Consider the following 22,515-nt stretch of genomic DNA (forward strand, 5'->3'; position numbering starts at 1 on the left):
ATCAATACCACTGAGCCTCCTCTTACCTGCATAGATTTACCATGCTTAGAGAGAGGCTCTTTGCTTCCAACTCATCACAGCCTCTAGCACCGCCTTAAAGCCTCCTCCCTGTCAGCAAGACAATTTCAGCACATCGATCTTATTTTTCAATTGAGTTTTGTCGAACTTTCGATCAATAATGACCGAAAGTCATTAGCAATTGATAATCATTATCATTTCAAATTGAATGAGAAATAAAGTCACCTGAGAGACAGATACGCCATGTTGTACGGCATCCGCAGGCATAAGGAATCATCAATGAACAAAGAACAACACCAAGCACAGCTATTCGACCCTTTATTGAGACCGGCTATCAAACCTGTATTACCACAACTCGGTTTAGGCATACTCGCAGAGGGAATCGCTGGTTTAGCGACACTCGCTGCACTCTGGTGCCTCATTCACCTGATAGCGGATCTCTCTCTCATTTGGGTACTCTATGCCTGTGCCTGTTGGGGGATCGGAGCGATTTGTTCATCAAGCGCATCATGGATTTCCCATCAGGCCGAAGCCGTTTTTTCATCAAGACTACGCCGTCAGGTCGCCACTCACTTAACGCAACTCCCGACCCGAACGTTAGCACGCTACGATGACAACGCACTACGGCGATTAGTGTCTGAAGATATTGCCGCCCTGCACCACGTGGTCGCTCACTTACCCGCAGAAATCGCGACGTTTATCATTGTCCCTGCCGCTTCGGTGATCATGCTGCTCATGATGTCCGGACCAATCTCTTTGCTCGCTTTAATCCCCGGATGTATCGCTGCCATGTATTACCTGATCTTCGTCCCGCGTTATTCAATACGTTTTAATGTTGAACGGGTGGCAGCCATGGAGACCATCGTCACCGCGATTAACAACTATGTCCGTGGGATCCGCATTCATCGCCTTTTCAATGCACAATCCGGTGCGCTTGCGGATTACCATGACGCAACCAACCGATTCACACAGGGCATGGTCACGTGGGTAAGTCATGTCGCAACCGCAGCCGCGATTGCCACCGCGTTATTACAGGCGGTGGCAACATTTGCCATCGCGTATTGGGTCTCTTATGAACTCAGCCCTGTAGCGCTCGCAGCGACGATGCTTTTCGGGCTGGCAATCGTCACCCCGTCATTGCGCCTCGGACATGGTCTCGACTACCTTTCCTCCAGCCGCGTTGCGGGCCAGCGCATCGCTGAATTGCTGCGTGAAACAACACTTCCCAAAGGCAATGCTTCTCTTCAGGGGGATGACGCAAAACTCACCGCACAAGCCATCCGTATTCATACCGAGAACGGAGCGCTGATTGAGCATTTTTCTCACCAATTTTCCCCCGGAAAACTCACAGTCATCATGGGGCCAAGCGGCAGTGGCAAAACAACCCTACTCCGGATACTTGCAGGGTTTGAGCAGTCAGACAGTGGTGCGGTTTGTCTGGGGAACCAAAGTATTGTGGCGCTCGATGAGCAAGTCCGTCATCAGACGATCCAGTTGCTACCGCAAACAAACCCCGTGCTCAATGCCACGGTCCGGGAGAATTTATGGCTGACCGCACCGGATGCCAGTGATCAACAACTCCATGATGCGCTGACGCATGCCCAACTGGAGATCGACTTAGATGTCGATGCAACAATACTGTCTGGTGGAGAACAGCAAAGAGTCGGACTGGCACGCTTATTCTTGAGCCCGGCAACGATCCTACTGCTGGATGAACCCACCAGTGCTTTGGACCACGCAAATGCGCATCAGCTCATGGCAGCATTGTTACATTTGACGCATAGCCAAAATAAAACGCTGATCATGGTGACTCATGATCCCGCTCTGGCCGCTCAGGCTGACCAACTCATTGATCTCAAAACATCACCACAATTCAAAGCATCATCACAACACAAGGAATGAACGGTATGACTTTAGCGAGCCACATCCCATCCGGTGCCACGCCGTCAAGATGGCCCTTACATGCCAAGCGTCGACTGATTTGGATTAGTCTCAGTTGGTGTTTGGTCGCCGCCCTGGAAGCCATAGCCTATACAGTGCTGGCACAAGCTATCACACACCAACAGTCTCCGGTTTGGGTCTTACTCACCGCCTGCGTTGCGATACTCATGACAGTCTTCACGACACGAGCAGGTTTTTTCTGTGGTGTTCGACTGTCCGGTGATTTATACGAAGCGTTGGGGCAAGCGCTCGCCCGGGCCAAACTTTCATGGTTGACCGATACACGCCGGGCCCAACTCGCCATGTTAGCTTCTCAAGGTATTCCCGGATTCATGAGTGTGCCGGCCCACCAGATACAAACTTTCCTGCATGCGCCATTGCTGCCCCTGTTTCTGGTCTGCGGCATTGCATGGTTGTCAGGACCAGCAGTTGCATTGCTCACCGCTGGCACGCTTGCTCTGTCACTATTCCTGCAATTTAAAGCCCAAATGGCACTGATTGAGAGTGATAAAACAAGGCATGCTGCCAATATCGGAACTGCAAACGCGACCATCGAATTCGTTGACCATTTGGAGCTGTTGCGCACCACCGCGGGGCCAGCAAGGGCAATCGGGCGCATCGAACAACAATGGCAAACACAAGAACAGGTTCTGGCCAATACCAACCGCGCGGCTGCCAAAGCAACATTACTCTCAGCGGTCGCCAAATCTTTGCCGTTAGCCTGCATCAGTGCTTACCTCACCTTCACAACTATCAGCACACCCATTATGACTCTGGCGCTGTTGGTGTTAGTCACCCGTGCAGCCGCCCCGCTCGGTGAACTGGCATTGGCAGGTTTGGGAATTAATCAGTTACGAGCAGCAGTAGACGACTATCTCCAAAGTACCTTGGTTCCGACCTTACCTGAACCAGAAGCAGCGCACGCTTTAGTCCCGGATGGGTACCATCTCTCCCTGAAGAACATCTGCCAACCCCCCGCCCTCAATCAGATCAGCGCGGAGATTGAACCGGGTGCGCATGTCATCATTTCCGGGCCAAGTGGTAGCGGGAAAAGTACCTTGCTTGAACTACTCATGCGCTTTGATGATCCCCAAAGCGGGGCGATCACCTTTGGTGGTGTGCCTTTGCATCAGATGCGCTACGCCGAACTGACCTCACATATCGCTTATGTTGCACAGGATCCGGTCGTGTTCACTGGCACCTTGGCCGAAAATATCCGTCTAGGTCGTGCCGGGACAAGTCGAGCTGACGTCGAAACCGCAGCACGACACGCCATGCTGGGGCATGTCATCGACCGCTCCCCCGACGGGATTGATCAGCCAGTTGGTCATCAAGGCAGTGCACTTTCTGGCGGAGAAAGACAACGGATCGCCATCGCGCGCGCACTCCTCAAAGCAGCACCGGTGCTTATTCTCGATGAAGCAACCGCAGCGCTCGATGAAGAGACCGAACGACAGATTGCAGCATACGTGGGCACGCTACCTGCGACGCTAATTATCGTCACTCACAGAGACCCGACGATTTGGCAGCCGACACAAATCATCACACTGACTGAACCGACACAGATATAAAAACGCATGGTTCAATATCGTCAGCATTTGAATCATAATGAAAAAACGGTAGCGCGCGATGCACAGACTCGCGTTCTGCCTGCAATCATTGTGTTTTTTAGCGAATCATGAGCGAGGCAATGGATAAAAATACCGATATCAAAACAACGCAGTTACACCGACGAACGCGATCACCGCACACCAGACGGACAGCGTTGATGGATGCTGCTGAACATTTATTTTTAACCAAAGGGATTCATGAGACTCGGATCGAAGATATTACCGCTGCGGCTCACGTCGCCAAAGGGACCTTTTATATTTACTTTCATTCCCGCGATAGCCTGTTACACGCCTTACAGCAGCGTTTTATGACCAGCTTTTGCGTGCGGATTGATAGCGCGCTTGCCCAATGCCGACCCGATGATTGGCAATCGCAACTGCACACTTGGTTCACAACCGCAGTCGACGGGTTACTCGATCAGATAATTCTTCACGACATGCTCTTTCAGGACGTACATCCCAACCAAGAACGCAGTCTGATGAGTGAAAATCCGGTTATTGAGCAGTTATGTGCTTTACTACAACAAGGTGATCAGGCGAACGTATGGCAAGTGCCAGCGCCCAACATGATGGCGCTAATGATGTTTCATGCCATGCATGGATTAGTGGATGACGCACTGGCACGGGGAGAGATTGACCATCGCTCATCTTTAGTCAGCATATTAACCGAGACCTTTAGCAAAGCACTCGGGCAATCAACTTGAACACTTTCAGCGATGACGACGCTTACACATTCTCAAAAAAATAAATGTTTCCCAACATAAAACGTTCTCAAAAATAAGACACTTCCGTGATGCTTATTCCACTTCTTTCAGGCAAGTTTTTGCTCACCGGGCAACTTCTTGCTCGCCTCTGGGCAAGATCTTGCTTGTATCTATATTTATATCTTTATAACCGATTGATTTTATTAACATGTATGAGTTGGCACAGCCCTTGCTCTTACAGTACAAGAGCCTAAAGGTTCTATGTGCATTAAAAACATGAACTTATTATAGATAATTGAAGGAATTTCAGAATGCCAACTCCATGTTATATCTCTATCGAAGGTGAAACTCAGGGGCTAATCACGTCAGGCGCTTGTACAGCTGATTCTATCGGTGACTCTTTTGTTGAAGGTCACGAAGATGAAATGATGGTTCAACAGTTTGACCACGTTGTCACTGTTCCGACTGATCCTCAGTCTGGTCAGCCTGCTGGTCAACGTGTTCACAAGCCTTTCAAATTCACTGTGAACCTGAACAAAGCTGTTCCTCTGCTGTATAACGCATTGGCTTCAGGTGAAAAAATGTCTTCTGTTACTTTGAAGTGGTACCGCACTTCAATCGAAGGTAAACAAGAAAACTTCTTCACCACAACACTTGAAAACGCAACGATCGTTAACATCGAGTGTGCAATGCCACATTGCCAAAACCCAGCAGACGCTGATTTCACTCAAAACCTGACTGTATCAATGTCTTACCGTAAGATCACTTGGGATCACGTTAACGCGGGTACTTCAGGTGCTGACGACTGGCGTAAGCCAATCGAAGCTTAATTGTCTGATGGGCAGGCACCTGATGTGCCAGTCCGACAATGCTTTGATGGTCATGTTGCTCACCCTTGGTGGGCAACATTATTTTCGTTCAATACATCGTATTGAACTTCTAATCAATAAGACAATATACCTGAACAACTTTAATCAGAAGAGACTCGCTTCAGAGGTTGTTCAGGTATATGTGTTGTTAGGCAAGATGGCTGGGGCGACAGTTTAAAACTGAGAGATTCCTTCAGGAAAATTGCTTTCTCGTTGATTTCCCCGCCAATTTTTCATTTTCATCAAGACTCATATATTCATCCGGTTATAATCGAAAATCGGGCCGAACCCATGTCATTCACGACGGTGAAGATCCTTAAGGACGCACTGATTTCACAGGTGACAAAATGAATGGGTATGTGAAAACTCAGTCAACTCAACAATGTCAGGTAAAAACTATGGGGACTTTGAACTTCCGTCTTGTCAGTGGTGTCGGTGAAGCGTTGGTGGTTCGTGACTATCAGGGACATGAATCGGTTTCTGATTCACACGATGCACAGGGCAACCCGGTCTATGGCTTTCGCTACCACATCGAACTGGCCAGCCGCGATTCAAGCATCAGTGCCGAGCAACTGGTCGATACGACCGCTGTCTTAGAAGTCATCCGCGATGGTGAAGTCGTACAACAAGTCCATGGTATTGTGCGCAGCTTCAGCCGGGGGGATACCGGCCATCATCACACCTATTACTCCCTGACACTGGTGCCCGCCCTTGAGCGACTGTCCCTGCGCCACAACAGCCGGATTTTCCAACATAAAACCGTCCCAGAGATTCTGGCCATTCTCCTTGATGAAATGCACATCACCGACTACGCCTTTTCCGTCAAACGGGAATGTGCACCGCGGGAGTTCTGCGTTCAGTATCGGGAGACCGATTTAGCATTCTTCCATCGGTTGGCGGCTGAAGAAGGGTTGATGTACACCTTCAGCCATGAGTCCGAAAAACATACCTTAATCGTCACTGATAACAGTGCCGGATTTACCCAACTGGGCGGCACCGTCCCCTATAACGTACTGTCCGGTGGTGTCGCGGAAACTCCTTATGTTTCTGCCATCAGTGAGACCAAACAATCCGAGGTGACGGAAGTTGCCATGCGGGATTACAGCTTTAAAAAGCCCGACTACAACTTTAAACAGTCCGCCCTTGGCAGTGACATGGCTTACCAACTGCCAGACTACCAACACTACGATGCACCGGGGCGCTATAAAGATGATGCCAGCGGCAAAGCCTTCAGTCAGATTCGCCTCGAATCACTGCGCCGGGCAAGCCACACCGCATCGGGTAAAAGTAACCAAGCCAAGCTTCAGGCCGGTGTGGTATTCACTCTGGCCGACCATCTTGACAGCACCATGAATCGCCCCTGGCTGATTGTCGGGATTGACCATCAGGGCAGTCAGCCCCAAGCACTGGAAGAATCCGGTGGCAGCGGTGCGACCACATACAGCAACCAGTTTGTTGTCATTCCGAATGAAACGCTGTGGCGCATGCAGCCACACCCCAAACCACAAGTGGACGGCCCGATGGTCGCCACCGTAGTCGGGCCGCAAGGCGAAGAAATCTACTGTGATGAACACGGTCGGGTGAAGCTCTCCTTCCCGTGGGACCGTTACAGCAATGAAGATGAGCACAGCTCTTGTTGGGTTCGCGTCGCCCAAGGCTGGGCAGGTGCCCAGTACGGGATGGTCGCCCTCCCCCGTGTCGGCCATGAAGTGATTGTTACTTTCCTCAATGGTGACCCGGACCAGCCGCTGGTGACCGGTCGCACCTATCATGCGACCAACACGCCGCCTTATTCTCTGCCGGATAACAAAACCAAAACTGTCATTCGCACCCAAACCCATCAGGGCACCGGTTTTAACGAATTAAGTTTTGAAGACCAGTCCGGCAGCGAGAAAATTTACCTCCACGCGCAGAAAGACTACGAAGCGCTGGTTGAAAACGACAGCACCACCCAGATTAAACATGACCGCCATCTCACGGTAGAAAACGACCGTTACAGCCATGTGCAGGTCAACGACCACCTGAGCATCGACGGTGAGCAGCGCACCGCCATCAAGCAAAACCTCACCCTTGCAACCGATGCCTCGCTGCACCAGAAAGTCGGCCAGAAAACCATTGTCGATTCAGGCAGCGAAGTGCATCTCAAGGCCGGTAAGGCCGTCGTCCTCGATGCCGGTAATGAAATCACCGTCAAAGTCGGTGGCAGCTTTATCAAAGTCGATGCCGGCGGTGTGCATGTGGTCAGCGGTGCCATCAACCTCAACTCCGGCGGCAGTGCCGGCAGCGGCTCAGGTTACGGCGGACAGCCGGCCACCATGCCGAATATCCTCAAAGCACTGACACCACCGGAAGAGGCGCAGGCACCGTCATTTGCGGCAAGCGAAGTGCAAGCATCACCACAGCTCATTCCTTATTCACCAAACCTGATTCAGCAGGTTGAAGCAGATATGCTGACAGGCACACCAATCACACCGGTTTGTAAAGTACCGGTTGGTGGGCCGTGTCCGTTTGGGGATTTTGATGCCAGTAATATGGTTGCGATGTTTGCTCCTTCCAGCTCGGGATCTAATTCTGCTCAGGGGAAATCAGAAACTGAATCCAAAGAAGTAGCACTGACAACACCGGTGATGATTTTTGAAACCAAGCGTCAGATGGACGACATGAATGCCAAAGACATGCATCATGGCGATTATGATGAGCAGACATTAAAAGAGCAGTTTGATCTGAGAGATGTTTCAGCCAAGCTCAATGCTTATACAGGCCTGAAGTTTCCAGAAGTTTATCCTGGCTATTATGGCGGCTATTCCCGACAGACCGAAGAGTATCTCAGTCTGGCTGAACGTTCAGAGATTATGTTTGATGAGTTCCGTGATCTGGCGAAAATGTTCTCATGGCACGGTGCTTATAAAAATGTGATCAATGAGATGATCACGCATATGCAGAAGAACACCGGAGAGCCGTTTAGTTCTCCATTACTGGATCAAGCACTGAAAGAGCAGATTGAAGGAGATGATTCTGAAAACAGTTCTTTGCAACATATTAAAGACGCTTTAATAAAGAATATTGAATGGTCTGAGGGAATATATCCCGAGGCGAAGGAAGAATTATTAACTAGTGAAGTGGGGCGTTCTATCTTACCTAGATTTGACGATTTTAAAGACTATACCAATGGATTAGTAATCTGTGTTCACGATATTTGGTCTGCTCAAATCACTCTTCAATCTCTACAAGTAAGTGGAAATCAGTTTACAGCAACTGTTCATTATAGGGTTCAAGACCACTTTGGGTTAGATGATGCAGATATTTCTAATTGGGCTTATCGACAGGCTCGTATCTTCAGGCTTTGGTTTGTCTTGCAGCGTTGGGAACAATTTGACTTTAAACCATTTATTACTGAAATGAATGCCACTGTAACAATTAAAGGAACTCGAATATGAGTAAGAAATCATGGGTAATTCTGGCATTTATTTTTTGTGGATTGATTTATTTTAGTTATCAAACTCTTCGCCCAGTAGAGATCGTCGATGTTCATCAGGATAAACACTGGACTGATATTGTTGTTAAAAATTTTCCTGTAACCCGTTGGGGGAAAGTTCAGTGGTGGGAAGATAATCAGGATTTTTTAAAAGAAAAATATGGTATCCCCAAGCCGTTTAGTGATGGGACTTTCGAAATTACTTTCTGGGATATTGGTTCTGGTTATCGCGTTGATCGAATGGTTGATCAAGACTCTGATTTGCTCTGTTTTAAAGATATGGACGTAAAAGCAAACTGCATTGAGAAAGACCGAGTTTTTAGTGTATCTATGTCGAAGAATTTGGGATTGCAATATAAGTAATATGGCATTGGCACAGTTCGACTTTAAGCTGTTTATTACTGGAATGAATGCATTGACAACACTTAAAGGAATACGATCATGACCATAAAGAAACTGGGATGGATGATTTTAATATTTGTCTTGGGGTATAGCTTATTTTTACTTTTAAGGCCTGTAGAAATCATTGATGTTCATCAAGATGGAAGATGGAGCAGAGTTGTTGTAAAGCATTTTCCTATCACTCGTAAGGGGAAAATAGATTGGTGGGAGCAAAATAAAGCCAATTTAAAAGAAAAATATGATGTACCTAAAATAGATAGTCATGGTTATTTTAATGTTTCTTTTTTGGATATTGGCTCTGGTTATCGCGTTGATCGAATGGTTGATCAAGATTCTTATTTACTTTGTTTTGAAGACATGAAAGTGGATGCAAATTGTATTGAAAAAAATAAGGTATTCGAAGTGGTTAAGGGGCGAAACGGTGGGCTTCAATTTCGTTGAGGACTTATGATTAGTTACGGTAAAAAGTTTCTGGGCACTGGGATGTCGAAAATATGTTGCTAAAGAGATGGGTTCGACGTCTTTGTCTTATTGTTTTGGTCTTATTAATACTTAAGGTCAGTTTTGATATTTGGGTCACTCCTGATTATAAAGGACAAGACGCTTATGTGAGCAATTCTCCAGATGGTCAATATAAAGCGCTGATAGTACCTACGACCAGCCGAACCGTACTGATTCTTCAACACTTAAAAGACCAAAATAATCTGATAGTGACACCACTTCCAAAAGACTGGGTTGCGAGTCTTTCCGACGATAATTGGACTTGTGATAAAGAGAATGGCTGCACGGCTTACTGAGCCGGATATCAGCCTGAGTTTTCTTTACCGCCTTCATTCTGGTTGCGTTTGCATACATGGCTGACGATTAAGATAAAACATTTAGAGAATCCGCAACTAAAAGAAATAAATCGGGATGAATAATGTCAGTATTGTCATGTTGGTAACAGGCTAGAGCAAAATTATGAGATATGAACAAACATGCTTAATTTAACACACGAATACCACGGTGAGACAGTCAACTGGTATGCCGTGGTTCGCGGTGATACCGGGCTTGCGCCAGCAGTTTATCAGTGGATTGACGGCCACCAGATTGAGCCGCTTTACCTGATGACCGTCTTAGATAGCTTGCAGGATGAAAGTCCGCTGGTTATTGCCTTGAAATATGGTGGCGGTGATCCGCTGACGGATAAACTGCCCCCGGAGCAGACGATTTACTTTTCAGCCCCGATGAATGTGGCCATGGACGATGTGCTTCATCAACTACGCACGCGGATGGTGGTTTACTTTGAAGGCAATACAACCGGCCTGCTCCACTATTATCATCCACAAGTTGCGAGTTATTTGTTCACTCTGGCTGACCGTGAGGATACCAGTGGATGGCTGGGGTTATGCTGCTCTGCCATGGTCTACCGCCAACAGCTTAGTGAATCGGCAAGTTGGGTTGAAGTCGGTGATGGGCATAGTGAAGCGGACCCGGACGTCTGGGTGATGCAGCCAAGTCAGGAACAAGCACTTGAACGCTTACACGAAGACAAAATCATTGCTGCATGGGCGCAGCAGGCCGATGTCGATGAGATCGACTGGCTGTGTCAATATCAAGTCACCCGTTTCTGTCAAACCTACGATATTCAGGCAGAGCCGCTGCAAAGCCATTTACGTCTGTGGGCACAGCAGAACACCTTTTATTTAGATGACTTCCAACCGGAAGAACAATTCGTGGCGCTCCTGCCGGAGCAAAAAATCGAACAATTAGAACAACGCGTGGCGAGAGGATTATAACTTATGGCTTGTACATGTGATCATAACAAACTGCTGTTGATCGAAGTCACCGGAACCCAACATGAGCCCCATCAGGATTTTGCGTTCTATGACCTGACCGATATGACCCAACAATCAGCGCTGGAGGGGAAAAAGTATACCGACAAAGCCCTCGCTGAAACAACGATTTACGGCTGGGACTGGTGTCAGGAAAAAGAAAACCGCAATGTCTGGCTCTCTGTGAAAGCCAGCGACGGCCCGATCATGCTACCGTTGTTCGACAATGTCAGCTATACCCAACGCATTGCCAAAGGCCCGCAGAAATATCAGCTTCATTCATTTATTCCGTTGACAGTGTTACCGACACTCAAAGAACATGCGACTAAAAATGAACGAGTGGCCCCATTACGCGACGGTTATCTCTATATAGCCTACAACGGTAAGATCTGGCGGGAAATCGAAATTTCAGCGACAGATGACGGAAAGCCCTGTTTCAAAGACATTAACCTATTTGCTTATCGGCAAGGCCGAGATAAGCCGGTCAAAACAGAGACGAAACGTGAAGTCACGGGCGAAGCGTTAAAAGAGATCTGGTATCCGGCCAAAGAGAATGGCCGCAAAACCAATATCCGTATGGCCTTCTCCGAAGTGCAATGGAGTGGCGCGCGGATCAACCGCCTGGAAGCGAATCCATCCGAGTTGAATCAGCGAATGGAGTCTATCATCGGCCTGAACCGAGCAGCCGATATGGTCGAAATGCGAGTCAGAGATGACGTATCAGAGCTTCAGTTAGCCGATCCTTGTGCATTTAATAAAGACCTGTCCGGAAAAATACTGCAAACACGCCTAGAATCAGCCCAAAAAGAGCGTGACGAATACTGCAAAGATGATTCTTTTACCACCTATACCGAGATGAACTATGAATATGACGCCCGTTCTTCGGTTTTAGGCAAAGCGCTTTGGCAAGTCCAAAAAGATGCGAAGGTAGAAAACCTCGGCCCTGAGCCTAAATTTCCTTCATGGGAAGGTGAAGCAACAGCGGATTATCTTGCCGATGCAAAATCAAGAAAGCTGCAAGTCCTTTATTTAATGGATCCGATTTTTAACCTACGCCATCACCTTGCTATCTTGCAATACGCGAATAGCTTTTTACAACAAATTCAGCTTGATGCGATGAGTCAGCCTTTCTACAAAAGCGCAGAACTGTTACAGATGTTCGTCTTAACCCCGAAACTCGGAGAACAAGAGAACCCGTCCTATAAATTTAAAAAACACGTTGATTTGAAAGACCATAGTACCTTTAAACGCACCTTACGCTTCCACTGGCGGGAGAAAATACGTGAAGATGTATTAGTACTGCAAAAGAAAGTTCTCGAACAACTCAAAGACAGCCAGTTCGCTCTTGCTCTGAAAGATATTATCAGTCTGGATGATGCCAACGCATTGGGTGGCCTTATACTGGTCAACACTTGCCGCCATGCGCTCTTATCTGACCCGGATCAAAGTGATCAGTTGCTGCCGAAACATAAACGCCGTGACTTCTCATCTTCACAAGCCTCGGTGAATAAAATTTTTGTCGATGATAGTACCAACCCATTAAGAGAGATGTTGTTCGGTAATCAAGATACTCAGGAAACCTTAAAAAAATATTTAGACACCGTCGAAGAAACCGCACCTTACAAAAAAGAGCTGGAAAAATTGGAAGGTGAAGCCAATGACGGCTCTGGGATTATCAATGTTGCCCATCTGGCCAAGCTGGTCTCGCAAGGGCTAGAGATGAAACCTGCAAACCTTGAGCAGGTAGAAGCCGGCACGTTAATTCGAATTTCACAAAATGCGGAACAATCGGAATTTCCGCAAGTGCGCCGAATTATGGGGGCTATCGATGCGATGTTCAGCAGCTATTTCCAACAAGGATTGGATTTAGCCACATTAACCGCAGCATTGGCCGAAACGAAACCAGCCACCATCTCAGTGCCGTTTAAAAAGCTATATACCGATGCTGTCGGCATGGCCAAAATGTTTGGCGGTGATACCTTAAAATCGCTGACCTTCGTCCCGGTGAAAGGTGAAAAAATTGAAGGTTATGTGATTGGACTCGATGGTTCCGGCACCAAATCCGGGGTGAGTATTGAACAGTCTTCGGCGGCCTATCGAAATACACAAGGGCGACAGGTTGCTCATGGTGATGTATCGGTAGACGGTGAGAAAATCGCATCAACCAGTAAAGCCCGGATGCCCAAAAAAGCAGGGCTGGAAATTCAACAAGATTTACAACTGCTTGTGCTGAAAGATGTTAACTCAGATGCAGCCCAGTTTATCAAAAATAACCATAAGCTGATTGATGAACTCAAAACTGCTGATATGTCTCAGACGCATGTCACCAAAACTAATGCCTACGAAAAATTTCATATTCCTTTGTTTGTCTTGGCAATTGAATTACAGAATTGTTGGAATGCTATAAGCTATGCATATACACACTCAAATGATGACTTCTGGTATTCTCAAACTAATATTGTGAGTGCCGCATTTGATATTACTATTGCCAGTATACATAGCCGTAACTTGATGAAAGCCAATACGGGTCGATTATTTGCCCTCTCAGATAAAACCGCACTTCAGTTGGGGCCTGAGATCCGCTCAGCCTGGCCAAAAGGCAAACTCGGTGTTGAATTAGTTGGCAGAGTGACAGCCCTTGAGCTGGTCGGCTGTGCCGCCGGATTATTAACAGCCGGAGTAATGGTCTGGGATATGATCCGTCTGTTTGGTAAAAACGACAATGATGCCGCTTGGGGCACCGCCTTAATGGCGGTCGGTGTGGTGTTCGGCTCAGTGGCAGGTATCTTTTTTTCCTCCACTTGGAGCTTTCTAGGCATGGGGCCGATCGGCTGGATCTCACTGCTTGTTATCGGGGCCGGATTTTTGATTACCTATCTGTTTACCGACGGGCCGTTGGAAGCATGGATTAAAAACGGCCCCTTCGGTGAAGACCCGGCAACCGGAAAAGATGACTATGCCTTTTTAACCCAGCAGCCGGAAGAGGCTTATAAACAGTTACTCAGCCTGTTTGTCTCTCTGCGTATTCAGGTTGACCCGATTGAGGCAGCACCATTTACTGCCACCGAGCGACACGCCTATAAAACTGCGGGGGTCACCCACTGTGTCCGAGTGAAATCCAATGTTGCTCAACTATTCAATATTAAGGATGGGAATATCAAGTTCAAGGTAAAATTCCGTCAGGTGTTAGAACAAGTCAGTGAAAGTCTCGATGAAATAGAAGCCAGAGAACGTATGAAACGGACCTTCGGTGCTGAAACAGCCGAGAAATACCGTGCACCGATGTGGCGGGTGATCAAACATCAACCGATTCAGGCATCGAAAACCATCAAGACCCCAGAAGAGCGAATCTATCTGTTGAAAAACACCTATGCAGACAGAGCCAGTGAAGTTGCTTATCGGACCACGATACGTTACCAACGCAATATTCAGGTACTGGCTCAGGTAAAAGTCAAAGATATGCCCTTCCCCCAGCCACCACTGGATGAATTTAAGCAAACCCAACAACATTTGAAAGAGGGTAAAATTAGCGTTGAGGTTGCTGATTTTGATGACGGGCAACCGGTTGGATTGTGGGAAAATCTGTTTAATAACCCGAAAAGCCACCCGGTAAACTATTACTGGGCCGACTCCCGTGAGCGGGAATATCAGTTTACCGCAGCCGATAAACAGACAGAGAGTGAATCACAATCGGAGACTCACGCCGATTCTCAAGCACAATTACAGCAAGGGTAACCATCCATGAGTGAAACCGTCTACCAGCAACATGCTTATCGCAGTGATCAGGTACCAGCACAGCCAGCTCGCCCCGAAAAAACACTCGCCCAGCGCTTACTGTCTGCCGGGCAGCGAATGTTACCTTGGACTCGACCAACCCAAACCGTCAGTACCCGTACAGCACAGGTCTCGCCCAGTCAGTGGCAAAAGATGAAGGAGACTGCCCCAAATAAGGAATGTTTTTGGAACGAACATACATTAGAAGGCATAACCGGTAATATTTGGGTACGGGTATATTTAGTTTTCTCAGGATTGGCTAAAGTTACTATCTTGTACCTTACACCTATAGCAATTTTCAGTGTGTTTCTTACATCGTTTATTGCTGGTGGAGTCGATGGAATGATAAGGTTTCTCACAGGATATTTTTTATATGTAATCATTCCTTGTTCCATTATTTGGGGCCAATTCGAACTCTATAACCGCGGTTATTGGAAACCCAAATTACTCAGTAAATTACTTGATGCCCGGAAAATATTTGAACTCAACCGCCGCACCGGTATGGTGACTCTGTATAAACGGGGCGGCAGAGTCCGCTATTCGTATCCCTTTATTGAGTTTGACTGCATTCTCGCTACCACGCCCAGCCAGCAGGGTTTAGTCAATTATTCACTGTTACTGGCGCACCGCTATAGTGGCTCGATGCACGGTGTTCCCATCGGAACGCTGGTGACGCCGCATGAAACCGTCGCTGAATATTACCGGCTGTGGAATATGATTCAGCAATATATGGATGTCACTCACCCCCTACCGGATATTCTGCTTCTGGAAGAAGCGCGCCCCAAAGACCCGACCACGGCTGCCTACGACCAACAAACCGGCCGGAACCCACGCTACTGGCGGGATATGTCTGACGACGCCTACGCAGAGGCGATCACACAAATTGAGGCCAAACAGAGCCAGATGCCGGAAACCGGCCCTGAACTGGATATTTTTGCCAAAGCATAACGGAATAAGGAGAGACGAACGTCTCTCCTTATGGATTTCTAAACGGGGGAGCCGTTCACTGCTCCCCTACTTTCATCGCAATTCAATCTCTTCTACGTCTTCTTTAATCAAATTCATTTCATCAAAGGTAATCAGATTATTGAGAAATAACAGCACTTCACGCAATTCGTGTTGGTCAACGGAAGGTGCCGTATTGGTGACGAGAAAATCAATCAGATAACCGCGAGCGGTCAGGTGTAGATCATAATTAGGTTGTGAGTTCAGCATTGTAGCCTCCTGTAGTTTGTCGAAAATCACCACCGGAGGTCCGAATCTCAGAGGTGGTGAACTGGGAGGGTTCGAACTACCGCACCACAGGTTGCAGCCTGACTGAGTCAGCCCAACCCAGCTCACCATTATAGGAGTGAGTAGAGGCTACACACAAAGGCTCATCTGTACAAGATAAGGCAGTCTGTGCATCTGTGGTTGAAACGGGGTTCGAATCCCGACACCGGTTTTATCGGTGCGAATTCAGGGTAAGCAGTGTCTGGTTTGTTGGCGAGGCGCGCTAAAATAAAGCGCGTGTGACAAAGCAAAATCCCATACTTTGTTCACACTCGGTTCATCATTATTTTGCGAGTAATTTCACAGAGTTGGCGAGGAACAAGCCGTTCATCAGGATTCATATCTGGATTAAGGTATAATTTATTCGGCTCAATTGAGTTTATAAAAACAATTAAAATGAAATGTATATTGAGTCAATATCGGCTCAGTCAATAACTCGCAATTGGAATATTAAGCCGATTCTCAGATATGATGACAGCAAGGGTAACCATCCATGAGTGAAACCGTCTACCAGCAACATGCTTATCGCAGTGATCAGGTACCAGCGCAGCCAGCTCGCCCCGAAAAAACACTCGCCCAGCGCTTACTGTCTGCCGGGCAGCGAATGTTGCCCTGGACTCGGCCAACCCAAACCGTCAGTACCCGTACAGCACAGGTCTCGCCCAGTCAGTGGCAAAAGATGAAGGAGACTGCCCCAAATAAGGAATGTTTTTGGAACGAACATATTTTAGAAGGCATAACCGGTAATATTTGGGTACGGGTATATTTGGTTTTTTCTGGGTTAGGGAAGGTGATGATATTATTTTTCACTCCAATATTTATTTTTACCTTATTAATAACTTCTTTAATTACAGCAGGGGGATTTGGCATCTCCGATTGGGTCGAGGTACTCAGTGATTATTTCTTGTATATAATCCTCCCGACTGGAATTATCTGGGGCCAATTCGAACTCTATAACCGCGGTTATTGGAAACCCAAATTACTCAGTAAATTACTTGATGCTCGGAAAATATTTGAACTCAACCGCCGCACCGGTATGGTGACGTTGTATAAACGGGGCGGCAGAGTCCGCTATTCGTATCCCTTTATTGAGTTTGACTGCATTCTTGCTACCACGCCCAGCCAGCAGGGTTTAGTCAATTACTCGTTGTTATTGGCACACCGCTATAGTGGCTCGATGCACGGTGTCCCCATCGGAACGCTGGTGACGCCGCATGAAACCGTTGCCGAGTATTACCGCCTGTGGAATATGATTCAGCAATATATGGATGTTACTCAACCCCTACCGGATATTCTGCTTCTGGAAGAAGCCCGTCCCAAAGACCCGACCACGGCTGCCTACGACCAACAAACCGGCCGTGACCCACGCTACTGGCGGGATATGTCTGATGACGATTACGCAGAGGCGATCACGCAAATTGAGGCCAAACAGAGCCAGATGCCGGAAACCGGCCCTGAACTGGATATTTTTGCCAAAGCATAACGGAATAAGGAGAGACAAACGTCTCTCCTTATGGATTTCTAAACGGGGGAGCAGTGCACTGCCCCCCTATTTTCATCTCAATTCAATCCCTTCGACGTCTTCTTTAATCAAATTCATCTCATCAAAGGTAATCAGATTATTGAGAAATAACAGCACTTCACGCAGTTCATTTTGGTTAACGAAAGGTGCGGTATTCATGGCGAGAAAATCAATCAGATAACCGCGAGCGGTCAGGTGTAGATCATAATTAGGTTGTGAGTTTGACATAAGTAACTCCCTGAGTAGGTAAATGAATATCACCAATCAAAGGTTCCTAATCTTCGAGTGGTGAACTGAACGAGGTTAGGAACTACCGCACTCAAGGAAACGGCCTGACCGAAATCAGCCTGTCCAGTCCACCATAATTTAGGTGTGCAAGACTGCATATAGTAAAGTCTGTATATACCGACGTCTATATGTCTTGAGTTTTTACGCAGGGTTCCTAATCCCGACACCGTTTTTATCGGTGCGAATTCAGGGTAAGCAGTGTCAGGTTTGTTGGCGAGGTACAAGAAAATAAAGCGCGTGTGATAGAGCAAAATCCCATACTTTCTTCACACTCTGTTCATCATAATTTTGCGAGTCATTTCACAGTGTTCGCTATCCCTATAAAAATGGGATCCCTATTCAGGAAAAGAGTTTTCCTTCTCATTTGTCAGTCATATTTTGGTTTTCATCAAGATTCATATTCACGCTTCGTTATAATAACGGCTTGTTTTGTTGCCGCTCACAGTCGGCTGTTGTCATTTGTTCATGAACAACAATGTCAGGTAAAAACTATGGGGACTTTGAACTTCCGTCTTGTCAGTGGTGTCGGTGAAGCGTTGGTGGTTCGTGACTATCAGGGACATGAATCGGTTTCTGATTCACACGATGCACAGGGCAACCCGGTCTATGGCTTTCGCTACCACATCGAGCTGGCCAGCCGCGATTCAAGCATCAGTGCCGAGCAACTGGTCGATACGACCGCTGTCTTAGAAGTCATCCGCGATGGTGAAGTCGTACAACAAGTCCATGGTATTGTGCGCAGCTTCAGCCGGGGGGATACCGGCCATCATCACACCTATTACTCCCTGACACTGGTGCCCGCCCTTGAGCGACTGTCCCTGCGCCACAACAGCCGGATTTTCCAACATAAAACCGTCCCAGAGATTCTGGCCATTCTCCTTGATGAAATGCACATCACCGACTACGCCTTTTCCGTCAAACGGGAATGTGCACCGCGGGAGTTCTGCGTTCAGTATCGGGAGACCGATTTAGCATTCTTCCATCGGTTGGCGGCTGAAGAAGGGTTGATGTACACCTTCAGCCATGAGTCCGAAAAACATACCTTAATCGTCACTGATAACAGTGCCGGATTTACCCAACTGGGCGGCACCGTCCCCTATAACGTACTGTCCGGTGGTGTCGCGGAAACTCCTTATGTTTCTGCCATCAGTGAGACCAAACAATCCGAGGTGACGGAAGTTGCCATGCGGGATTACAGCTTTAAAAAGCCCGACTACAACTTTAAACAGTCCGCCCTTGGCAGTGACATGGCTTACCAACTGCCAGACTACCAACACTACGATGCACCGGGGCGCTATAAAGATGATGCCAGCGGCAAAGCCTTCAGTCAGATTCGCCTCGAATCACTGCGCCGGGCAAGCCACACCGCATCGGGTAAAAGTAACCAAGCCAAGCTTCAGGCCGGTGTGGTATTCACTCTGGCCGACCATCTTGACAGCACCATGAATCGCCCCTGGCTGATTGTCGGGATTGACCATCAGGGCAGTCAGCCCCAAGCACTGGAAGAATCCGGTGGCAGCGGTGCGACCACATACAGCAACCAGTTTGTTGTCATTCCGAATGAAACGCTGTGGCGCATGCAGCCACACCCCAAACCACAAGTGGACGGCCCGATGGTCGCCACCGTAGTCGGGCCGCAAGGCGAAGAAATCTACTGTGATGAACACGGTCGGGTGAAGCTCTCCTTCCCGTGGGACCGTTACAGCAATGAAGATGAGCACAGCTCTTGTTGGGTTCGCGTCGCCCAAGGCTGGGCAGGTGCCCAGTACGGGATGGTCGCCCTCCCCCGTGTCGGCCATGAAGTGATTGTTACTTTCCTCAATGGTGACCCGGACCAGCCGCTGGTGACCGGTCGCACCTATCATGCGACCAACACGCCGCCTTATTCTCTGCCGGATAACAAAACCAAAACTGTCATTCGCACCCAAACCCATCAGGGCACCGGTTTTAACGAATTAAGTTTTGAAGACCAGTCCGGCAGCGAGAAAATTTACCTCCACGCGCAGAAAGACTACGAAGCGCTGGTTGAAAACGACAGCACCACCCAGATTAAACATGACCGCCATCTCACGGTAGAAAACGACCGTTACAGCCATGTGCAGGTCAACGACCACCTGAGCATCGACGGTGAGCAGCGCACCGCCATCAAGCAAAACCTCACCCTTGCAACCGATGCCTCGCTGCACCAGAAAGTCGGCCAGAAAACCATTGTCGATTCAGGCAGCGAAGTGCATCTCAAGGCCGGTAAGGCCGTCGTCCTCGATGCCGGTAATGAAATCACCGTCAAAGTCGGTGGCAGCTTTATCAAAGTCGATGCCGGCGGTGTGCATGTGGTCAGCGGTGCCATCAACCTCAACTCCGGCGGCAGTGCCGGCAGCGGCTCAGGTTACGGCGGACAGCCGGCCACCATGCCGAATATCCTCAAAGCACTGACACCACCGGAAGAGGCGCAGGCACCGTCATTTGCGGCAAGCGAAGTGCAAGCATCACCACAGCTCATTCCTTATTCACCAAACCTGATTCAGCAGGTTGAAGCAGATATGCTGACAGGCACACCAATCACACCGGTTTGTAAAGTACCGGTTGGTGGGCCGTGTCCGTTTGGGGATTTTGATGCCAGTAATATGGTTGCGATGTTTGCTCCTTCCAGCTCGGGATCTAATTCTGCTCAGGGGAAATCAGAAACTGAATCCAAAGAAGTAGCACTGACAACACCGGTGATGATTTTTGAAACCAAGCGTCAGATGGACGACATGAATGCCAAAGACATGCATCATGGCGATTATGATGAGCAGACATTAAAAGAGCAGTTTGATCTGAGAGATGTTTCAGCCAAGCTCAATGCTTATACAGGCCTGAAGTTTCCAGAAGTTTATCCTGGCTATTATGGCGGCTATTCCCGACAGACCGAAGAGTATCTCAGTCTGGCTGAACGTTCAGAGATTATGTTTGATGAGTTCCGTGATCTGGCGAAAATGTTCTCATGGCACGGTGCTTATAAAAATGTGATCAATGAGATGATCACGCATATGCAGAAGAACACCGGAGAGCCGTTTAGTTCTCCATTACTGGATCAAGCACTGAAAGAGCAGATTGAAGGAGATGATTCTGAAAACAGTTCTTTGCAACATATTAAAGACGCTTTAATAAAGAATATTGAATGGTCTGAGGGAATATATCCCGAGGCGAAGGAAGAATTATTAACTAGTGAAGTGGGGCGTTCTATCTTACCTAGATTTGACGATTTTAAAGACTATACCAATGGATTAGTAATCTGTGTTCACGATATTTGGTCTGCTCAAATCACTCTTCAATCTCTACAAGTAAGTGGAAATCAGTTTACAGCAACTGTTCATTATAGGGTTCAAGACCACTTTGGGTTAGATGATGCAGATATTTCTAATTGGGCTTATCGACAGGCTCGTATCTTCAGGCTTTGGTTTGTCTTGCAGCGTTGGGAACAATTTGACTTTAAACCATTTATTACTGAAATGAATGCCACTGTAACAATTAAAGGAACTCGAATATGAGTAAGAAATCATGGGTAATTCTGGCATTTATTTTTTGTGGATTGATTTATTTTAGTTATCAAACTCTTCGCCCAGTAGAGATCGTCGATGTTCATCAGGATAAACACTGGACTGATATTGTTGTTAAAAATTTTCCTGTAACCCGTTGGGGGAAAGTTCAGTGGTGGGAAGATAATCAGGATTTTTTAAAAGAAAAATATGGTATCCCCAAGCCGTTTAGTGATGGGACTTTCGAAATTACTTTCTGGGATATTGGTTCTGGTTATCGCGTTGATCGAATGGTTGATCAAGACTCTGATTTGCTCTGTTTTAAAGATATGGACGTAAAAGCAAACTGCATTGAGAAAGACCGAGTTTTTAGTGTATCTATGTCGAAGAATTTGGGATTGCAATATAAGTAATATGGCATTGGCACAGTTCGACTTTAAGCTGTTTATTACTGGAATGAATGCATTGACAACACTTAAAGGAATACGATCATGACCATAAAGAAACTGGGATGGATGATTTTAATATTTGTCTTGGGGTATAGCTTATTTTTACTTTTAAGGCCTGTAGAAATCATTGATGTTCATCAAGATGGAAGATGGAGCAGAGTTGTTGTAAAGCATTTTCCTATCACTCGTAAGGGGAAAATAGATTGGTGGGAGCAAAATAAAGCCAATTTAAAAGAAAAATATGATGTACCTAAAATAGATAGTCATGGTTATTTTAATGTTTCTTTTTTGGATATTGGCTCTGGTTATCGCGTTGATCGAATGGTTGATCAAGATTCTTATTTACTTTGTTTTGAAGACATGAAAGTGGATGCAAATTGTATTGAAAAAAATAAGGTATTCGAAGTGGTTAAGGGGCGAAACGGTGGGCTTCAATTTCGTTGAGGACTTATGATTAGTTACGGTAAAAAGTTTCTGGGCACTGGGATGTCGAAAATATGTTGCTAAAGAGATGGGTTCGACGTCTTTGTCTTATTGTTTTGGTCTTATTAATACTTAAGGTCAGTTTTGATATTTGGGTCACTCCTGATTATAAAGGACAAGACGCTTATGTGAGCAATTCTCCAGATGGTCAATATAAAGCGCTGATAGTACCTACGACCAGCCGAACCGTACTGATTCTTCAACACTTAAAAGACCAAAATAATCTGATAGTGACACCACTTCCAAAAGACTGGGTTGCGAGTCTTTCCGACGATAATTGGACTTGTGATAAAGAGAATGGCTGCACGGCTTACTGAGCCGGATATCAGCCTGAGTTTTCTTTACCGCCTTCATTCTGGTTGCGTTTGCATACATG

At 47.2% G+C, this 22,515-nt stretch carries 18 protein-coding genes and 2 pseudogenes; 18 read left to right on the plus strand and 2 right to left on the minus strand.

The features are described 5' to 3' along the window. The first annotated feature begins 297 nt into the window (after positions 1-297). The 12 genes and pseudogenes from BSQ33_RS07755 to BSQ33_RS07810 all read left to right on the plus strand — a co-directional run bounded on the left by BSQ33_RS07755 (position 298) and on the right by BSQ33_RS07810 (position 15,555). Entirely contained in the window at positions 298-1,920 is a 1,623-nt protein-coding gene (locus BSQ33_RS07755; protein WP_088133783.1) for an ATP-binding cassette domain-containing protein, read from the plus strand. A 5-nt stretch (positions 1,921-1,925) separates the two neighbouring features. After that, the gene (locus BSQ33_RS07760; RefSeq protein WP_088133784.1) at positions 1,926-3,530 is read left to right on the plus strand and encodes an ABC transporter ATP-binding protein; all 1,605 of its coding nucleotides are present in this window, start codon (positions 1,926-1,928) and stop codon (positions 3,528-3,530) included. 119 nt (positions 3,531-3,649) lie between these two features. After that, positions 3,650-4,273 carry a TetR/AcrR family transcriptional regulator gene (locus tag BSQ33_RS07765; RefSeq protein ID WP_157721362.1) on the plus strand — a complete coding sequence of 208 codons (624 nt, stop codon included), beginning with the start codon at positions 3,650-3,652 and terminating at the stop codon, positions 4,271-4,273. Between the two features lie 311 nt (positions 4,274-4,584). After that, positions 4,585-5,103: an Hcp family type VI secretion system effector gene (locus BSQ33_RS07770; RefSeq protein ID WP_088133786.1), complete on the plus strand. Its 519-nt coding sequence runs from the start codon at positions 4,585-4,587 to the stop codon at positions 5,101-5,103. A gap of 437 nt (positions 5,104-5,540) precedes the next feature. Beyond that, positions 5,541-7,640: pseudogene (locus BSQ33_RS07780) on the plus strand (type VI secretion system Vgr family protein); the annotation flags it as partial. Positions 7,641-7,802: 162 nt separating this feature from the next. Beyond that, positions 7,803-8,579, plus strand: a complete 777-nt coding sequence (locus BSQ33_RS21960) for a YPO3983 family protein (protein ID WP_232471974.1) — start codon at positions 7,803-7,805, stop codon at positions 8,577-8,579. Next, positions 8,576-8,980, plus strand: coding sequence for a DUF943 family protein (locus BSQ33_RS07785; RefSeq protein ID WP_088133788.1), 405 nt, complete (start codon positions 8,576-8,578; stop codon positions 8,978-8,980). The genes BSQ33_RS21960 and BSQ33_RS07785 overlap by 4 nt, the downstream gene beginning before the upstream one ends. A 78-nt stretch (positions 8,981-9,058) precedes the next feature. Beyond that, positions 9,059-9,460: a DUF943 family protein gene (locus tag BSQ33_RS07790; protein ID WP_198298083.1), complete on the plus strand. Its 402-nt coding sequence runs from the start codon at positions 9,059-9,061 to the stop codon at positions 9,458-9,460. A 167-nt stretch (positions 9,461-9,627) separates the two neighbouring features. Beyond that, positions 9,628-9,816 (plus strand): hypothetical protein, encoded by a 189-nt coding sequence (locus BSQ33_RS21535; protein WP_157721364.1) that lies wholly within the window; start codon positions 9,628-9,630, stop codon positions 9,814-9,816. 180 nt (positions 9,817-9,996) lie between these two features. Then, entirely contained in the window at positions 9,997-10,797 is an 801-nt protein-coding gene (locus BSQ33_RS07800; RefSeq protein ID WP_088133790.1) for a DUF4123 domain-containing protein, read from the plus strand. Positions 10,798-10,800: 3 nt separating this feature from the next. Next, the gene (locus tag BSQ33_RS07805; protein ID WP_088133791.1) at positions 10,801-14,568 is read left to right on the plus strand and encodes a toxin VasX; all 3,768 of its coding nucleotides are present in this window, start codon (positions 10,801-10,803) and stop codon (positions 14,566-14,568) included. A gap of 6 nt (positions 14,569-14,574) precedes the next feature. Next, a complete protein-coding gene (locus BSQ33_RS07810) occupies positions 14,575-15,555 on the plus strand; it encodes a hypothetical protein (RefSeq protein ID WP_088133792.1) in 981 nt (326 codons plus the stop codon). Between the two features lie 72 nt (positions 15,556-15,627). On the opposite strand, the gene BSQ33_RS07815 is transcribed toward BSQ33_RS07810, so the two are convergent. Beyond that, complete coding sequence (locus tag BSQ33_RS07815; protein ID WP_088133793.1) at positions 15,628-15,822, minus strand: hypothetical protein; 195 nt, start codon at positions 15,820-15,822, stop codon at positions 15,628-15,630. Positions 15,823-16,372: 550 nt separating this feature from the next. On the opposite strand from BSQ33_RS07815, the gene BSQ33_RS07820 reads away from it, so the two are divergent. Further along, the gene (locus BSQ33_RS07820) at positions 16,373-17,362 is read left to right on the plus strand and encodes a hypothetical protein (RefSeq protein WP_088133794.1); all 990 of its coding nucleotides are present in this window, start codon (positions 16,373-16,375) and stop codon (positions 17,360-17,362) included. 72 nt (positions 17,363-17,434) lie between these two features. Here the strand turns inward: BSQ33_RS07820 and BSQ33_RS07825 are convergent, their stop codons facing one another. Further along, on the minus strand, positions 17,435-17,629 hold the full coding sequence (locus BSQ33_RS07825; RefSeq protein ID WP_088133795.1) for a hypothetical protein: 195 nt from the start codon (positions 17,627-17,629) through the stop codon (positions 17,435-17,437). A 551-nt stretch (positions 17,630-18,180) separates the two neighbouring features. Here BSQ33_RS07825 and BSQ33_RS07830 point away from each other — a divergent pair. From BSQ33_RS07830 to BSQ33_RS21540, 5 genes and pseudogenes are all read left to right on the plus strand, one after another. After that, positions 18,181-20,280, plus strand: a pseudogene (locus tag BSQ33_RS07830) (type VI secretion system Vgr family protein); the annotation flags it as partial. A gap of 162 nt (positions 20,281-20,442) precedes the next feature. Next, positions 20,443-21,219, plus strand: coding sequence for a YPO3983 family protein (locus tag BSQ33_RS21965; RefSeq protein ID WP_232471974.1), 777 nt, complete (start codon positions 20,443-20,445; stop codon positions 21,217-21,219). Beyond that, complete coding sequence (locus BSQ33_RS07835; RefSeq protein ID WP_088133788.1) at positions 21,216-21,620, plus strand: DUF943 family protein; 405 nt, start codon at positions 21,216-21,218, stop codon at positions 21,618-21,620. Before BSQ33_RS21965 ends, BSQ33_RS07835 begins: the two co-directional genes overlap by 4 nt. A gap of 78 nt (positions 21,621-21,698) precedes the next feature. Beyond that, entirely contained in the window at positions 21,699-22,100 is a 402-nt protein-coding gene (locus tag BSQ33_RS07840) for a DUF943 family protein (RefSeq protein ID WP_198298083.1), read from the plus strand. A gap of 167 nt (positions 22,101-22,267) precedes the next feature. Further along, positions 22,268-22,456: a hypothetical protein gene (locus BSQ33_RS21540; RefSeq protein ID WP_157721364.1), complete on the plus strand. Its 189-nt coding sequence runs from the start codon at positions 22,268-22,270 to the stop codon at positions 22,454-22,456. The last annotated feature ends 59 nt before the right edge of the window (positions 22,457-22,515 follow it).

It is taken from the genome of Vibrio gazogenes, assembly GCF_002196515.1.
GTDB classification, from domain to species: Bacteria; Pseudomonadota; Gammaproteobacteria; order Enterobacterales; family Vibrionaceae; genus Vibrio; species Vibrio gazogenes_A.

Bases quoted from the DNA above. Each gene is read 5' to 3' on its own strand.
- BSQ33_RS07755 (WP_088133783.1), top strand. From the start codon at position 298: ATGAACAAAGAACAACACCAAGCACAGCTATTCGACCCTTTATTGAGA.
- BSQ33_RS07760 (WP_088133784.1), top strand. From the start codon at position 1,926: ATGACTTTAGCGAGCCACATCCCATCCGGTGCCACGCCGTCAAGATGG.
- BSQ33_RS07765 (WP_157721362.1), top strand. From the start codon at position 3,650: ATGGATAAAAATACCGATATCAAAACAACGCAGTTACACCGACGAACG.
- BSQ33_RS07770 (WP_088133786.1), top strand. From the start codon at position 4,585: ATGCCAACTCCATGTTATATCTCTATCGAAGGTGAAACTCAGGGGCTA.
- BSQ33_RS21960 (WP_232471974.1), top strand. From the start codon at position 7,803: ATGAATGCCAAAGACATGCATCATGGCGATTATGATGAGCAGACATTA.
- BSQ33_RS07785 (WP_088133788.1), top strand. From the start codon at position 8,576: ATGAGTAAGAAATCATGGGTAATTCTGGCATTTATTTTTTGTGGATTG.
- BSQ33_RS07790 (WP_198298083.1), top strand. From the start codon at position 9,059: ATGACCATAAAGAAACTGGGATGGATGATTTTAATATTTGTCTTGGGG.
- BSQ33_RS07800 (WP_088133790.1), top strand. From the start codon at position 9,997: ATGCTTAATTTAACACACGAATACCACGGTGAGACAGTCAACTGGTAT.
- BSQ33_RS07805 (WP_088133791.1), top strand. From the start codon at position 10,801: ATGGCTTGTACATGTGATCATAACAAACTGCTGTTGATCGAAGTCACC.
- BSQ33_RS07810 (WP_088133792.1), top strand. From the start codon at position 14,575: ATGAGTGAAACCGTCTACCAGCAACATGCTTATCGCAGTGATCAGGTA.
- BSQ33_RS07815 (WP_088133793.1), bottom strand. From the start codon at position 15,822: ATGCTGAACTCACAACCTAATTATGATCTACACCTGACCGCTCGCGGT.
- BSQ33_RS07820 (WP_088133794.1), top strand. From the start codon at position 16,373: ATGAGTGAAACCGTCTACCAGCAACATGCTTATCGCAGTGATCAGGTA.
- BSQ33_RS07825 (WP_088133795.1), bottom strand. From the start codon at position 17,629: ATGTCAAACTCACAACCTAATTATGATCTACACCTGACCGCTCGCGGT.
- BSQ33_RS21965 (WP_232471974.1), top strand. From the start codon at position 20,443: ATGAATGCCAAAGACATGCATCATGGCGATTATGATGAGCAGACATTA.
- BSQ33_RS07835 (WP_088133788.1), top strand. From the start codon at position 21,216: ATGAGTAAGAAATCATGGGTAATTCTGGCATTTATTTTTTGTGGATTG.
- BSQ33_RS07840 (WP_198298083.1), top strand. From the start codon at position 21,699: ATGACCATAAAGAAACTGGGATGGATGATTTTAATATTTGTCTTGGGG.